This window comes from Aquicoccus porphyridii, from assembly GCF_008369105.1.
In the GTDB taxonomy this organism is placed as follows: Bacteria; Pseudomonadota; Alphaproteobacteria; order Rhodobacterales; family Rhodobacteraceae; genus Aquicoccus; species Aquicoccus porphyridii.
Genome location: NZ_VINQ01000001.1, coordinates 22857 through 36025 on the forward strand (window position 1 = coordinate 22857; position 13169 = coordinate 36025).

Annotated in this window: 11 protein-coding genes and 2 tRNA genes; 5 read left to right on the top strand and 8 right to left on the bottom strand. The window is 64.4% G+C overall.

Going from position 1 to position 13169, the window contains the following annotated elements; genetic code table 11:
- Positions 1-230 precede the first annotated feature (230 nt).
- Positions 231-2639 (top strand): endopeptidase La, encoded by a 2409-nt coding sequence (lon, locus tag FLO80_RS00120; RefSeq protein WP_111362342.1) that lies wholly within the window; start codon positions 231-233, stop codon positions 2637-2639.
- Positions 2640-2774: 135 nt separating this feature from the next.
- Here lon and FLO80_RS00125 read toward each other — a convergent pair whose 3' ends face one another.
- Positions 2775-3293: an SRPBCC family protein gene (locus tag FLO80_RS00125; protein WP_111362341.1), complete on the bottom strand. Its 519-nt coding sequence runs from the start codon at positions 3291-3293 to the stop codon at positions 2775-2777.
- Positions 3286-3630: an ArsR/SmtB family transcription factor gene (locus FLO80_RS00130; protein WP_111362340.1), complete on the bottom strand. Its 345-nt coding sequence runs from the start codon at positions 3628-3630 to the stop codon at positions 3286-3288. The genes FLO80_RS00125 and FLO80_RS00130 overlap by 8 nt, the downstream gene beginning before the upstream one ends.
- A gap of 277 nt (positions 3631-3907) precedes the next feature.
- Between FLO80_RS00130 and FLO80_RS00135 the strand changes: the two genes are divergently transcribed.
- From FLO80_RS00135 to FLO80_RS00145, 3 genes are all read left to right on the top strand, one after another.
- Entirely contained in the window at positions 3908-4381 is a 474-nt protein-coding gene (locus FLO80_RS00135; RefSeq protein ID WP_246156486.1) for an HU family DNA-binding protein, read from the top strand.
- Positions 4382-4400: 19 nt separating this feature from the next.
- Positions 4401-4475: transfer RNA gene (locus FLO80_RS00140), tRNA-Val, on the top strand.
- A gap of 65 nt (positions 4476-4540) precedes the next feature.
- Positions 4541-5116 carry a histidine phosphatase family protein gene (locus FLO80_RS00145; RefSeq protein WP_111362337.1) on the top strand — a complete coding sequence of 192 codons (576 nt, stop codon included), beginning with the start codon at positions 4541-4543 and terminating at the stop codon, positions 5114-5116.
- A gap of 16 nt (positions 5117-5132) precedes the next feature.
- Here FLO80_RS00145 and FLO80_RS00150 read toward each other — a convergent pair whose 3' ends face one another.
- Positions 5133-5597 carry a MaoC family dehydratase gene (locus FLO80_RS00150; protein ID WP_111362336.1) on the bottom strand — a complete coding sequence of 155 codons (465 nt, stop codon included), beginning with the start codon at positions 5595-5597 and terminating at the stop codon, positions 5133-5135.
- 73 nt (positions 5598-5670) lie between these two features.
- On the opposite strand from FLO80_RS00150, the gene FLO80_RS00155 reads away from it, so the two are divergent.
- A tRNA-Val gene (locus FLO80_RS00155) sits at positions 5671-5746 on the top strand.
- 109 nt (positions 5747-5855) lie between these two features.
- On the opposite strand, the gene eno is transcribed toward FLO80_RS00155, so the two are convergent.
- From eno to FLO80_RS00180, 5 genes are all read right to left on the bottom strand, one after another.
- Positions 5856-7130 (bottom strand): phosphopyruvate hydratase, encoded by a 1275-nt coding sequence (gene eno, locus FLO80_RS00160; RefSeq protein ID WP_111362335.1) that lies wholly within the window; start codon positions 7128-7130, stop codon positions 5856-5858.
- Between the two features lie 367 nt (positions 7131-7497).
- On the bottom strand, positions 7498-8865 hold the full coding sequence (locus FLO80_RS00165) for a pyruvate dehydrogenase complex dihydrolipoamide acetyltransferase (RefSeq protein WP_111362334.1): 1368 nt from the start codon (positions 8863-8865) through the stop codon (positions 7498-7500).
- 11 nt (positions 8866-8876) lie between these two features.
- Positions 8877-10307: a pyruvate dehydrogenase complex E1 component subunit beta gene (locus FLO80_RS00170; RefSeq protein WP_111362333.1), complete on the bottom strand. Its 1431-nt coding sequence runs from the start codon at positions 10305-10307 to the stop codon at positions 8877-8879.
- A 27-nt stretch (positions 10308-10334) separates the two neighbouring features.
- Positions 10335-11345, bottom strand: a complete 1011-nt coding sequence (pdhA, locus tag FLO80_RS00175; protein WP_111362332.1) for a pyruvate dehydrogenase (acetyl-transferring) E1 component subunit alpha — start codon at positions 11343-11345, stop codon at positions 10335-10337.
- A gap of 121 nt (positions 11346-11466) precedes the next feature.
- A complete protein-coding gene (locus FLO80_RS00180) occupies positions 11467-13116 on the bottom strand; it encodes a Na/Pi cotransporter family protein (RefSeq protein WP_111362331.1) in 1650 nt (549 codons plus the stop codon).
- Positions 13117-13169 lie beyond the last annotated feature (53 nt).

Below are 13169 nucleotides of genomic sequence, written 5' to 3' on the forward strand. Positions count from 1 at the left end.
GTTGTCGGGGGCAGGATAACGCGGTTCGCGTCGCTGTCATCCGCGAAATGCCGCGCCCGGCCTGACCCCGGGGGCAATCGCCGCTTGCCCGTCCCGCGATGCGGGTGCATTCTGGCGCCAGAGGTTGAAACGGGCGCGGGCAACGCCCAATTAATCATTCGGAAACGTGGAGACGCCGCGCGCTGCCTGATCGAGGGGCCCGGCGTCTTGCCAAGAACAAGGACCAGAGCATGCAAGAGCCACTCAACACATCCTATCCCGTGCTGCCGCTGCGCGACATCGTGGTGTTCCCGCACATGATCGTGCCGCTTTTCGTCGGACGCGAAAAATCGGTGCGCGCGCTGGAAGAGGTGATGGCCGATGACAAGCAGATCCTGCTGTCGAGCCAGATCGACCCGGGCGTGGACGAACCCACCGCCGAGGGCATTTACAAGGCGGGCGTGGTCGCCAACGTGCTGCAGCTTCTCAAGCTGCCCGATGGCACGGTCAAGGTGCTTGTCGAGGGGCAGGCGCGGGTGCGGATCGTCGAATATCTCGATAACGAGGATTTCTTCGAAGCGCGGGCCGAATACCTGACCGAGATGCCGGGCGACACGGCGACCCTGGCGGCGTTGCAGCGGACCGTTTCGAACGAGTTCGAGCGCTATGCCAAGATCCGCAAGAACATCCCCGAAGAGGCGCTTTCCGCCGTCAGCGAGGCGGGCGAAGCGGCCAAGCTGGCCGACCTGGTGGCGGGTCATCTCGGCATCGAGGTGGGCCAGAAACAGGAGCTTCTGGAGACGCTGTCGGTGAGCGAGCGGCTTGAGAAGGTTTATGGCCTGATGCAGGGCGAGATGAGCGTGTTGCAGGTCGAGAAGAAGATCAAGACGCGCGTCAAGAGCCAGATGGAGAAGACCCAGCGCGAGTATTACCTGAATGAGCAGATGAAGGCCATTCAGAAGGAGTTGGGCGATGGCGAGGAGGGCGCGAACGAGATCGCGGAACTCGAAGAGAAGATCGCCGAGACCAAGCTCTCGAAGGAGGCCCGGGAAAAGGCCGAGGCCGAGTTGAAGAAGCTCAAGAACATGAGCCCGATGAGCGCCGAGGCGACCGTGGTGCGCAATTACCTCGACTGGATGCTGGCCATCCCGTGGGGGGTGAAGAGCCGGGTGAAGAAAGACCTGCACAAGGCGCAGGATATTCTCGATGCCGATCACTACGGGCTTGAGAAGGTCAAGGAACGGATCGTCGAGTATCTCGCGGTGCAGCAGCGCTCGAAGAAACTCAAGGGGCCGATCATGTGCCTCGTGGGTCCGCCGGGCGTGGGCAAGACCAGTCTTGGCAAGTCGGTGGCGCGCGCCACCGGGCGCGAGTTCATCCGCATTTCGCTTGGCGGGGTGCGTGATGAGAGCGAGATTCGCGGCCACCGCCGGACCTATATCGGCTCGATGCCGGGCAAGATCATCCAGGCGCTGAAGAAGGCCAAGACGACCAACCCGCTCATCCTGCTCGACGAGATCGACAAGATGGGGCAGGATTTCCGGGGCGACCCGGCGTCGGCCATGCTCGAAGTGCTCGATCCGGAACAGAACGGCACGTTCATCGACCATTACATGGAGGTCGAATACGACCTTTCGAACGTGATGTTCCTGACCACGGCCAACAGCTATAACATGCCGGGGCCGCTTCTCGACCGGATGGAGATCATCCCGCTGGCGGGGTATACCGAGGACGAAAAGCGCGAGATCGCCAAGCAGCACCTGCTCGACAAGCAGCTCAAGAACCACGGTCTGAAGAAGGGCGAGTTGGAGATCGAGGATTCGGCGCTGACCGCGATCATCCGGCATTACACCCGCGAGGCGGGCGTGCGGAACATGGAGCGCGAGATCGCCAAGATCGCCCGCAAGGCGGTGACCATGATCGTCAAGAAAGAGGCGGAAAAGATCGTCGTGAACGGCGAGAACATCGCCGATTTCCTCGGCGTGAAGAAGTTCCGCTATGGTCTGGCCGAAGACAGCGACCAGGTCGGTGTCGTGACCGGGCTGGCCTATACATCCGTGGGCGGGGAGCTTTTGAACATCGAGGCGCTGCGCCTGCCCGGCAAGGGGCGGATGAAGACCACCGGCAAGCTGGGCGACGTGATGAAGGAGTCGATCGACGCGGCCTCATCCTATGTGCGCTCGATCGCGCCGCAGATCGGGATCAAGCCGCCGCGCTTTGACACGTTCGACATTCACGTCCACGTCCCCGAGGGCGCCACGCCCAAGGACGGGCCGAGCGCGGGCCTGGCGATGGTCACGTCCATCGTGTCGGTTCTGACCGGCATCCCGGTGCGCAAGGATATCGCCATGACCGGCGAGGTCACCTTGCGCGGCAATGCGCTCGGGATCGGCGGGTTGAAGGAGAAACTGCTGGCCGCGTTGCGCGGGGGCATCAAGACGGTTCTGATCCCCGAAGAGAACGAGAAGGACCTGACCGAGATCCCCGACAACGTGAAAGAGGGGCTCAAGATCATCCCGGTGAGCCATGTCAGCGAGGTTCTGAAACTCGCGCTGCTGCGCGACCCCGAGCCGGTGGACTGGGACGAAGAGGCCGAAGAGGCCGCCGCCGCCGCGCGGCTGGCCGAGAACAAGGGCGGGGCCGGCGCCACGGCGCATTAAGCCCCACGCCCCGGCCTTCGGGTCGATGAAACTGCAGGCCGCTCCGGGCAACCGGGGCGGCCTGTTGCGTTGGGCCGGGTGTGTAACGTGGGACAGTTGAGGGGCCGTTTGCGTGATGCGACCCGCGAGGAATGGTCAGCCGTGCGTGGCCGCAACCTTGGCCTTGTCCGCGACATGATCGGCAAGCTTGCCCAGCGTCTGCGCCCCGAACTCGACCGCGCCAAACCCGATGACCGTCGCGCGACGTTCTGGCGTCGGGTGCATCTGGCGCAAGGTGACAACGGTTTTTCCGTTATCCTGCTCATCGAAAGTGACCAGAAGCCGAAAACGGTCAGGATCATTGTCGACGTCTTGGCCGTGATCGAGTTCGATCAGGTGTGGCGCCTCGACTCGCAGAAAATCCATGCGATTGGAGAACCGCGTCCCGTCAGGGGCAACCATGTCGAACCGCCACACGCCGCCCGCGCGGATGTCGGCCTCATACGACTCGATAAGGAAGCCATCCGGTCCGAACCATTGCACGATTTGTGCCGGATCAGTCCATGCTTCAAAGGCAGTTTCGCAGTCAGCGTCAACGACCCTTGCGATGACGATTTCCCTGTCCAATGGCCAGGATGCCCATTCCGAGACGGTATTCGTGGTTTGGTCAGTCATTCGATTTCTCCTTCTTTGCATTTTGAAGGTGGGCTTCAAAGCGATCCAGGCGGCTTTCCCATTGTTTCCGATGGGCGGCCATCCAGTCTTCGGCATCTTTCAAAGCCGCCGGATTCAACGAACAGACACGGCTCCGCCCTTCGCGCCGCGACACGATAAGGCCGGCGTTTTCCAGAACGCCGAGATGCTGCGTAAAGGATGGCAGCGCCATGTCGAAGGGCTTCGCCAGTTGGGAGACGGTCGCAGACCCTTCACTGAGTGCCTGAACGACTGCGCGTCGCGTTGGATCGGAAAGCGCGATGAAGGTCTGTTCGATGGGGTGTTGTTGGTTAGGCATGGGCCTAAGCGTAAGGTTGGATAATAGTTAGGTCAACACCTAAATACCATCTGGATGGACCGGATCAGCCGACACTCATGCGATGCGCGGCGTCTGGCAAAGTGGTCTCCGGGCCGTCATTCGACTGTTTTCTTCCGGTCTGTGGCGCGTTTTGCGCGGCATTTTGTGGCCATCGAGGTTTGAAACTGGATTTTAAGGGCGTTTGCGGATAGCGTGGCGATCATAACAACGAGCAATCAGGCAATACTGAACAATACTGAAAGCGAGGCGGCACAAGATGGCCAAGAGCACGACGACATCCGCGAAAGCCGGGACCACGGGCACGCCGAAAACGGCCAAGACCAGCCCCGGAACCACCGCGAAACCGGAAAAGACCATGCGCGCGGCGACGCCTGATCCGGTAGTGGTCGAGGAAAGCCGCCCCGAAATGGCCGCACCGGCCATGCGCAAGAAAGAGCTGGTCGACGCGGTGGTGAGCCGGTCGGGCGTGAAGCCGCGCTATGTCAAGCCCGCGGTCGACGCGCTTCTGGCCGAGATCGGCGCGGCGATTGCCGAGGGGCGCGACCTCAACCTGCCCGGGCTGGGCAAGGTCAAGGTGCAGCGCCACAAGAAGCTTGCCAATGGCGATGTCTACGTGACCCGCATCCGCCAACCCAAGGCGAGGCCCGCCGGTCCGACGGGGCCGGATGCAGGGGCGGAGACGGGAGCCGGGAAAGACCCCAAAGACCCTCTTGCAGAGGCCGCCGAGTGACGCTAAACACCCGTCCACCGGGTGATTAGCTCAGTGGTAGAGCGCTTCGTTCACATCGAAGATGTCGGGAGTTCAAATCTCTCATCACCCACCAGAATTCCGGGGCGCGTCCATGGTTGACGCGCCCTTTTTCTTGGGGCCGTTCGCGGAGAGAATTGCATGAGTGATACACCGCCGCTTTACCTGTTGCGCCATGGGCAGACGACGTGGAATGCCGCCGGGCGGGTGCAGGGGCAGCTCGAGTCGGAGCTGAGCGACATGGGGCGCGACCACGCAAGGCGGCAGGGCGAGATCCTGTCGCGGATCGACCTGCCAGAGGGGCTCGGCGTCTATTGCAGCCCGCAGAAACGCACCCGGCAGACGGCCGAACTGGCACTTGGCGGGCTGGGGCTTGTGCCGAGATTCGATGACCGGTTGAAAGAGATCCACCTCGGCGCGTGGGAGGGGCGGTATTACGCCGACCTGACCGAGCGTGACCCGGCGTTTTTCGAGGGGCGCAGCACCTTGATGCTGTGCCTTGAGGGGCCGGGTGAGACGCTGGAGGACATGCGGGCGCGGGTGGGTGCGTTCCTTGGCGATCTCGACGGTCCGGCGCTGGTGATAAGCCACGGTGTCGCGCTCACGGTGTTGCGCGGGCTGGTGCTGGGGCTCGATATCGAGGCGATGGAGGGGCTGGGGGCCGAACAGGGCGTGATCTATGAACTGCGCGACGGGGCGCAGATCGTCCACCGCTGAGCCTGCCCCCCCCCCGTCAGAGCCGCATCAGGTAGGTCTGATGCCCGTCGCACACAAGCACCCCGTCCTGGTTGTGGATGGTGATCGCCAGGGTCATCGTGCCGGTGGTGCTGCGCTTTTCAAGCGCGGTGATGGTGAAGGCGGGATAGAGCGTGTCGCCGCAATAGACCGGGGCGAGAAACCGCGCCGATTGCTCGACGAAACCGATGAGCGCCTCGCCCATCTGGTGGGCCAGTGGCGCGGCCCCGATCGCGGCCTGTATGAGCGTCTGGTAGCCATGCGCCATGAGGTCGCGATGCCCCAGCCGTTGCAGGTAGGCGCGGTCGTAATGGATCGGGTGGTTGTCGCCGCTGGCGGCCTGGAAGGCGGCAAAGACGCCTTCGGTCATGGTGCGCGAGGGGGCGCGGAACACCTCGCCAATCGCGAAATCGTCGAAAGGGCGGGGCGGATGGGTCAGGTGGCGGGTCGGATCGAAGGTCATTGACGTCTCGTCTGGGCTGGGGCGATCTAAAGGGCTTGCGCGGGCCATGGCGGCGCGGTAGAGACCGCGCGCGGGGTCGTTAGCTCAGTTGGTAGAGCGCTTCGTTTACACCGAAGATGTCGGGAGTTCGAGTCTCTCACGACCCACCAGATACCAGACGGAAAATTCGGGATTTGCGAAGTGATCCGCGGTTCATTGAACCGGCGGTGGCAGGGGTGTGGCCGGCGCGCAAGGTTGCCGCGCCAGCCGGTTTCGCAGTTACCTAAGGATCGAGCGCCCGGCATAGTGCGCGGTTTCGGCCAGGGTTTCCTCGATCCGGATCAACTGGTTGTATTTCGCCAGCCGGTCCGAGCGCGCGAGGCTGCCGGTCTTGATCTGCCCGCAATTGGTGGCGACGGCGAGATCGGCGATGGTGGCGTCCTCGGTTTCGCCCGAACGATGCGACATGACGTTGGTGAATCCGGCGCGATGCGCCATGTCGACCGCTCGCAGCGTTTCGGTCAGCGTGCCGATCTGGTTGACCTTGACCAGCATCGAGTTGGCGCAGCCGCGCTCGATCCCCATGGCGAGGCGCTCGGGGTTGGTGACGAAGAGATCGTCGCCGACAAGCTGCACCTTGCCGCCCAGCGTTTCGGTGAGCGCGCGCCAGCCGTCCCAGTCATCCTCGGCGCAGCCATCCTCGATCGAGATGATCGGGTAATCGGCGCAGAGCGCGGCGAGGTAGGCGACGTTTTCATCGGGCGAGAGGGTCTTGCCCTCACCGCTCATCACGTATTTCCCATCGCTGAAATATTCCGTCGCCGCGCAATCGAGGGCGAGGTGGATGTCGTCACCGGGCTTGTAGCCCGCCTTCTCGATGCTTTTCAGGATGAAATCGAGCGCGTCGCGGGTTGACGAGAGGTTGGGGGCGAACCCGCCTTCGTCACCCACGCCGGTGGCGAGACCGGCGGCGGAGAGCTCTTTCTTCAGGATGTGAAACACCTCGGCGCCCATGCGCACCGCGTCGCGGATGGTGGGCGCGCTCACGGGCATGATCATGAATTCCTGGATGTCGATCGGGTTGTCGGCATGTTCGCCGCCGTTGATGATGTTCATCATCGGCACCGGCAGCACCCGCGCCGAGGTGCCCCCGACATAGCGGTAAAGCGGCTGGGTGGTGAAATCGGCCGCCGCCTTGGCACAGGCGAGGCTGACGCCAAGGATCGCGTTGGCACCGAGGCGCGCCTTGTTGGGGGTGCCGTCAAGCTCGATCAGGCCCATGTCGATCGAGACCTGTTCGGTCACGTCAAGGCCGACCAGTTCCTCGGCGATCTCGCCATTGACGGCGGCGCAGGCTTCGAGCACGCCTTTTCCGGCATAGCGGGACGGGTCGCCGTCGCGGCGTTCCACCGCCTCATGCGCGCCGGTCGAGGCGCCCGAGGGCACGGCGGCGCGGCCCATGGTGCCGTCTTCGAGGATCACGTCGACCTCGACCGTGGGGTTGCCACGGCTGTCGAGGATTTCACGGGCGTGGATGTCGATGATGGTGCTCATTTGGCCAATATCCCTTGCTGAAATTGCGCGGAGGTCGCGCCTTGCGGCGGCTTTTACCGGGCTGGGGGTGCAAGGGAAAGGGGCGCGCGCGGTGTTTGCGCAAACGCGCGTCGCGGGCCTTGGTATTGCGCTTGAGCAAGCTTGCTTCGCCCGGAACGGCGGCGAAGCCGCCCGGGCAGCACACGGCCGCCCCCCGGCCGGGTGCTTTTGAGAGGGTGCGCGCCGGTCTGGGCGAGGGAAGACGTTGCAAGATAAACTGCCCTACGCTGCCGTGGTGAGCACCCGACCGCGGCCGTATGCTACCCTCTCGTTGGATGTCCCCGGCACCGGTCGCAGTCGGCTTTACGTGATCCGCGCCGGGCGTCGTTCAGGCCAGCATCGCCAGCGGGTTTTCGAGCTGGTCGGTGATCACCTGCAACAGTTCGGCCCCGAGCGCGCCGTCGATGACCCGGTGATCGACCGAGAGCGTGACGCTCATCACCGTGGCGGTGGTCAACTCGCCATCCTTGCCGACCACGGGTTTCTTCACCCCAGCGCCCACCGCGAGGATCGCGCCATGCGGCGGGTTGATCACCGCGTCGAAATTGTCGATGCCGAACATGCCGAGGTTGGAAATGGCAAAGCTGCCGCCCTGGTATTCATGCGGCGCGAGCTTGCGGTCGCGGGCGCGGGTGGCGAGGTCTTTCATCTCGGCCGAAAGGGTGGAGAGCGATTTCTTCTCGGCGTCCTGAAGCACGGGGGTGAAGAGCCCGCCCTCGATCGCCACGGCGACGGCGACATCCGAGGGTTTGAGTTTCAGGATACGGTCGCCCGCCCAGACGGCATTGGCGTCGGGTATGGCCTGAAGCGCGTTGGCGCAGGCCTTGATGATGAAATCATTGACGCTGAGCTTCACGCCACGGCTTTCCAGCCCGGCGTTCATCTCGCTGCGCAACTTCAGCAGCGCATCGAGGCGGATGTCGCGGCGCAGGTAGAAATGCGGGATGGTCTGTTTCGCCTCGGTGAGCCGCGCGGCGATGGTGCGGCGCATCCCGTCGAGCTTCATTTCCTCGAACTCGCGGCCCTCGTACATCTTGAGCACGGTTTCCGTGGCCGGGCCGGTGGGCATGGCAGCGGCTTGGGCCGGGGCCTTGGCATCGGCGCGGGCCTCGGGCGCGGGCTTGTCGGATGGTTTGGCGGCCTCGACATCGGCCTTGACGATCCGGCCCTTGGGGCCCGAGCCCTTGATCTCGCGCAGATCGAGCCCCTTGTCGGCGGCGATGCGACGGGCGAGCGGCGAGGCGAAGATGCGCTTGCCGTCCTGTTGTGGGGCAGGGGGGGCGGATGTCGTCTTGCCCTCGTCCGCCTTGTCCTCTTTCGAGTCCTTCGCGGGCGCGTCCGTGCCGGGCTTTTCTTCGGCCTCTTTCTGGCCTGCCTCTTCCTTGTCGTCGTCTTTCTCGTCCTTGGCGGGCGCGGGCTTGCCGGCATCCGCCTCGATGTCGTCGGCACTTTCGCCCTCTTCCAGAATCACGGCGATGGCGGTGTTGACCTTCACGCCTTCGGTGCCTTCCTCGATGAGGATCTTGCCGATCACGCCTTCATCGACGGCTTCGAATTCCATCGTCGCCTTGTCGGTCTCGATCTCGGCCAGAAGGTCACCGGCAGAGACGGTGTCGCCCTCCTTGACCAGCCATTTGGCAAGCGTGCCCTCTTCCATCGTGGGGCTGAGCGCGGGCATGAGAATCTCGGTGGGCATCGCGTCTCTCCTTACCGGTAGGTCACTTGGCGGACGGCCTCGATCACTTCGTCGGTCGAGGTCAGGGCCAGTTTTTCGAGGTTCGCGGCATAGGGCATGGGCACGTCCTTGCCGGTGACGTTGAGCACGGGCGCGTCGAGGTAATCGAAGGCGTGGGTCATGATATAGGCCGAGAGGTGATTGCCGATCGAGGCCACCGGCCAGGCCTCTTCGACGGTGACGCAGCGGTTGGTCTTCATCACCGATGCGATCACCGTGTCATAGTCGAGCGGGCGCAGGGTGCGCAGGTCGATCACCTCGGCCTCGATCCCGTCTTCGGCAAGCTTTTCAGCGGCTTCCAGCGCATAGCTCATGCCGATGCCGAAGCTCACGATGGTCACGTCCGCCCCGGTCCGCCAGATCCGGGCCTTGCCGAACGGCACGGTGAAATCCTCCATCACCGGCACGTCAAAGCTGCGGCCATAGAGGATCTCGTTCTCGAGGAACACGACCGGGTTCGGATCGCGGATCGCGGTTTTCATCAGGCCCTTATAGTCGGAGGCGGAATAGGGCATCACGACGCGCAGGCCGGGGATCTGGGCATACCATGCCGCGTAATCCTGGCTGTGCTGGGCGGCGACGCGGGCGGCGGCGCCGTTGGGGCCGCGAAAGACGATGGGCGCGCCCATCTGCCCGCCCGACATGTAAAGCGTCTTGGCGGCCGAGTTGATGATCTGGTCGATCGCCTGCATCGCGAAGTTCCAGGTCATGAATTCGACGATCGGGCGCAAGCCGCCAAAGGCCGCGCCGACGCCGACACCGGCAAAGCCGTGTTCGGTGATCGGTGTGTCGATCACGCGCTTGGCGCCGAATTCGTCGAGCAACCCTTGGGAAATCTTGTAGGCGCCCTGGTATTCGGCCACTTCCTCGCCCATCAGGAACACGCTGTCGTCGCGGCGCATTTCCTCGGCCATGGCGTCGCGCAGCGCCTCGCGCACGGTCTGCTGGCGGATCTCGGTGTCTTCGGGCCAGTCGGGTTCGGGTGCGGCGGCGGCTTTCGGATCGGGTCCGTCCGGGGCGGCGGCGCGGGCGGCTTTCACCTCCTGCTCGTCGGGGGCAGGGGTGGTTTCCTCCTCGTCCCCGTCCTCGCTCTTTTCGTCCTTTTCCTCATCATCGCTGGTCGCGGCCTCGGGTTTGCCCGCATCCTCGGGCACGTCTTCGCCCTCTTCGACCAGCACCGCGATGGCGGTGTTGACCTTCACGCCCTCGGTGCCTTCCTCGATGAGGATCTTGCCGATGATGCCTTCATCGACCGCTTCGAATTCCATCGTGGCCTTGTCGGTCTCGATCTCGGCCATGATGTCGCCGGATTTGACCGTGTCGCCCTCTTTCACCAGCCACTTGGCGAGCGTGCCTTCCTCCATGGTCGGGCTGAGGGCGGGCATGAGAATTTCGGTTGCCATTGTCGTGTTCTCCTTGGTCCCGGTCGCTCAGGCTTTCTGCGGCGTCTCGGTGGCGTAGATGTCGGTCCAGAGCTCTTCGATGGCGGGCTCGGGGCTTTCGCGGGCGAAATCGGCGGCGGCGTTGATGATCTCCTTGGTCTCCTTGTCGATCGCCTTGAGATCCTCCTCGCTCGCATGCTTGCCCGAGAGCAGAAGCTCGCGCACATGTTCGATGGCGTCGGATTTCTCGCGCACCTTCTGAACCTCTTCACGGGTGCGGTATTTCGCGGGGTCGCTCATCGAATGGCCGCGATAGCGATAGGTCATCACCTCGAGGATATAGGGCCCCTTGCCGGCGCGGGCATGCTCCACCGCCTTGCGCCCCGCGTCGCGCACGGCGAGCACGTCCATGCCGTCCACCGTCTCGCCGGGGATGCCGAAGGCCTCGCCGCGGGTGTGGATGTCCTTGGACGAGGTCGAGCGGGTCTGCGATGTGCCCATGGCATACTTGTTGTTCTCGATCACGAAGACCACCGGCAGATCCCACAGCGCGGCCATGTTGAAGGTCTCGTAGACCTGGCCCTGGTTGGCGGCGCCGTCACCGAAATAGGTGAAACAGACGTAATCGTTCTCGCGATACTTGTTGGCAAAGGCCAGCCCCGCACCCAGCGGCACGTTGGCGCCGACGATGCCATGGCCGCCATAGAATTCCTTTTCCTTGGAAAACATGTGCATCGAGCCGCCCTTGCCCTTGGAATAGCCGCCCTCGCGCCCGGTCAACTCGGCCATGACGCCCTTGGGGTCCATGCCGCAGGCGAGCATGTGACCGTGATCGCGATAGGTGGTGATGCGCTGATCGCCCTCTTTCGCGGCGGCCTCGAGCCCGACAACCACGGCCTCCTGCCCGATATAGAGATGGCAGAACCCGCCGATCAGGCCCATGCCGTAAAGCTGCCCGGCCTTTTCCTCGAATCGCCGGATGAGCAGCATGTCGCGGTAAAAGCCCTTGAGCTCGTCGGCGGAAACGTTCGGTTTCTTCGTCGTTCTTTTCGCGGCCATGGGGTGGCGCCTCCTTCCGCGGTAAAGTAGTTTAGCTTTAAACTACCCTCTACCGCATTCCGGCCCGTCATGCGAGAGGAAATTGCCGTCGCGCCGGGCCGGATGGCGCGCCTGCGGGCTCTCAGTCCTCGTCGGTGTCCTTCAGGCGGCTTTCGACCAGCATGCCCTCTTCGTCGAGGATCGGATAGGCCACCGAGACCAGATGCGCGCCCACACGCTTGAGATCGCGCAGCATGTCGAGATGCAGCGACGAGGTTTGCAGGCTTTCGGGATGTCCCTTGCGCAGGCGCCGGAAATGGCGCTCGGCGGAATGGCGCTCCATCTGGCGGATGCGCACCTTGGTCTCGATCAACTGCCGGGCCAGCCGTTCGTCGCGGCTCATGAATATGGTCTGCGCGATCTGCATCGTGTCGAGCGTCATCAGGAACAGCGAATCGAGTTCGCGATAGCCTTCCTCGGAAAACCGCAGGGCCAGCTTGACCTTGCGGTCGACCTGCACGGCGAGACCCTTTTCGATGATGTCGCCGGCATGTTCGAGGTTGATGATATAGTCGAGCACGGTGATGGTGCGGCGCTTGTCGCGCTTGGAGGCGCCGGGCCCCATGCGCGAGAGGTAGAGCTTGACCTCCTGTTGCAGGCGGTCGACCCGCTCTTCCAGCCTGGTGACCTCGGCCAGCGGTTCAGGGTCGTTGTCGCGAAAGGCGGTCATGATCAGCCGCATCATCCGCTCGACCGTATCACCGAGCGCCAGCGCCTCGCGGCTCGCCCCCGCGAGCGCCAGTTCCGGGCGGTCGAGCGCCGTCTCGTCAAGCCAGCGCGGCCCGTCGCCCGCCATGGCCTGCGGATCGGGCAGGGCCAGCACCAGCGCCCGGGCGATCAGCCCCGCAAACGGCCAGATCAGCACGGCGAGCGCGATGTTGAAGGCCAGGTGCGCCGCGATCGGCAGCCCGGCGGGCACCAGCGCCCAGCCGTCGAGCGCGGGGCCGATCAGCCCGGCCAGGGGCAGCGCGACGAGACAGCCGATCCCGCGCACCAGAAGGTTGCCCTGCGTCACCCGCCGCGCGGCCGGTGGTGCCGAAAGCGTGGCGAGGACCGGCGGCACCGCGCCGCCGAAATTGGCGCCCAGCACCAGAACCACGGCGAGCGCCGGGTCAAGGCCCCCGGCGGCCCCCAGAGACAGCACCAGCATCACGACCGCCAGCGACGAGGAAAACAGCACCGCCAGCGCCGCGGCCACCGCAAAGCCCACCAGCCAGGCATTGCCCAGCAGCCCGAGGAACGCCACCAGCGCCGGAGAGTCGCGCAGCGGCGCCGTGGCCTCTCCCAGCAGGGCCAGCGACAGAAGGACGAGGCCAATGCCGATCAGCGCCTGGCCGGGGCCGGCCACGGCCGGGCGCGCCTGCCGCCGCAGCACGTAGCCCAGCAACAGCAGCAGCGGCGACAGGGCCTCGATCCCGGCGGTCACGATCCAGGCCGTGAGCGCGGTGCCGAGGTTGGCGCCGAGCAGCACCACCTGCGCGCGCCCCGGGCGGATCATGCCGCGCTCGACGAAATCCGAGGTCATCAGCGCCGTCGCGGTCGAGGATTGCAACCCGAGCGTCGCAACCAGCCCGGAGACAAAGGCGCGCGGCGAGGTTCGGGTGCCCTGGCCGAGCGCCAGTTTCAGGCGCAGCCCGAAGGCTTCGGTCACACCGTCCCGCACCAGCCGCAACCCGAAAAGGAGCAGCGCCACCGCACCGCCGATCGCGATCAGGATTGCCAGAGACTGCACGCATACCTCCCTTTCCAAACCGGCCCGCGGCTTCGGAGTGTCATATTTATGTT

Coding starts and splice junctions, on each gene's coding strand:
- lon (WP_111362342.1), top strand. CDS start 231: ATGCAAGAGCCACTCAACACATCCTATCCCGTGCTGCCGCTGCGCGAC.
- FLO80_RS00125 (WP_111362341.1), bottom strand. CDS start 3,293: ATGACTGACCAAACCACGAATACCGTCTCGGAATGGGCATCCTGGCCA.
- FLO80_RS00130 (WP_111362340.1), bottom strand. CDS start 3,630: ATGCCTAACCAACAACACCCCATCGAACAGACCTTCATCGCGCTTTCC.
- FLO80_RS00135 (WP_246156486.1), top strand. CDS start 3,908: ATGGCCAAGAGCACGACGACATCCGCGAAAGCCGGGACCACGGGCACG.
- FLO80_RS00145 (WP_111362337.1), top strand. CDS start 4,541: ATGAGTGATACACCGCCGCTTTACCTGTTGCGCCATGGGCAGACGACG.
- FLO80_RS00150 (WP_111362336.1), bottom strand. CDS start 5,597: ATGACCTTCGATCCGACCCGCCACCTGACCCATCCGCCCCGCCCTTTC.
- eno (WP_111362335.1), bottom strand. CDS start 7,130: ATGAGCACCATCATCGACATCCACGCCCGTGAAATCCTCGACAGCCGT.
- FLO80_RS00165 (WP_111362334.1), bottom strand. CDS start 8,865: ATGCCCACCGAGATTCTCATGCCCGCGCTCAGCCCCACGATGGAAGAG.
- FLO80_RS00170 (WP_111362333.1), bottom strand. CDS start 10,307: ATGGCAACCGAAATTCTCATGCCCGCCCTCAGCCCGACCATGGAGGAA.
- pdhA (WP_111362332.1), bottom strand. CDS start 11,345: ATGGCCGCGAAAAGAACGACGAAGAAACCGAACGTTTCCGCCGACGAG.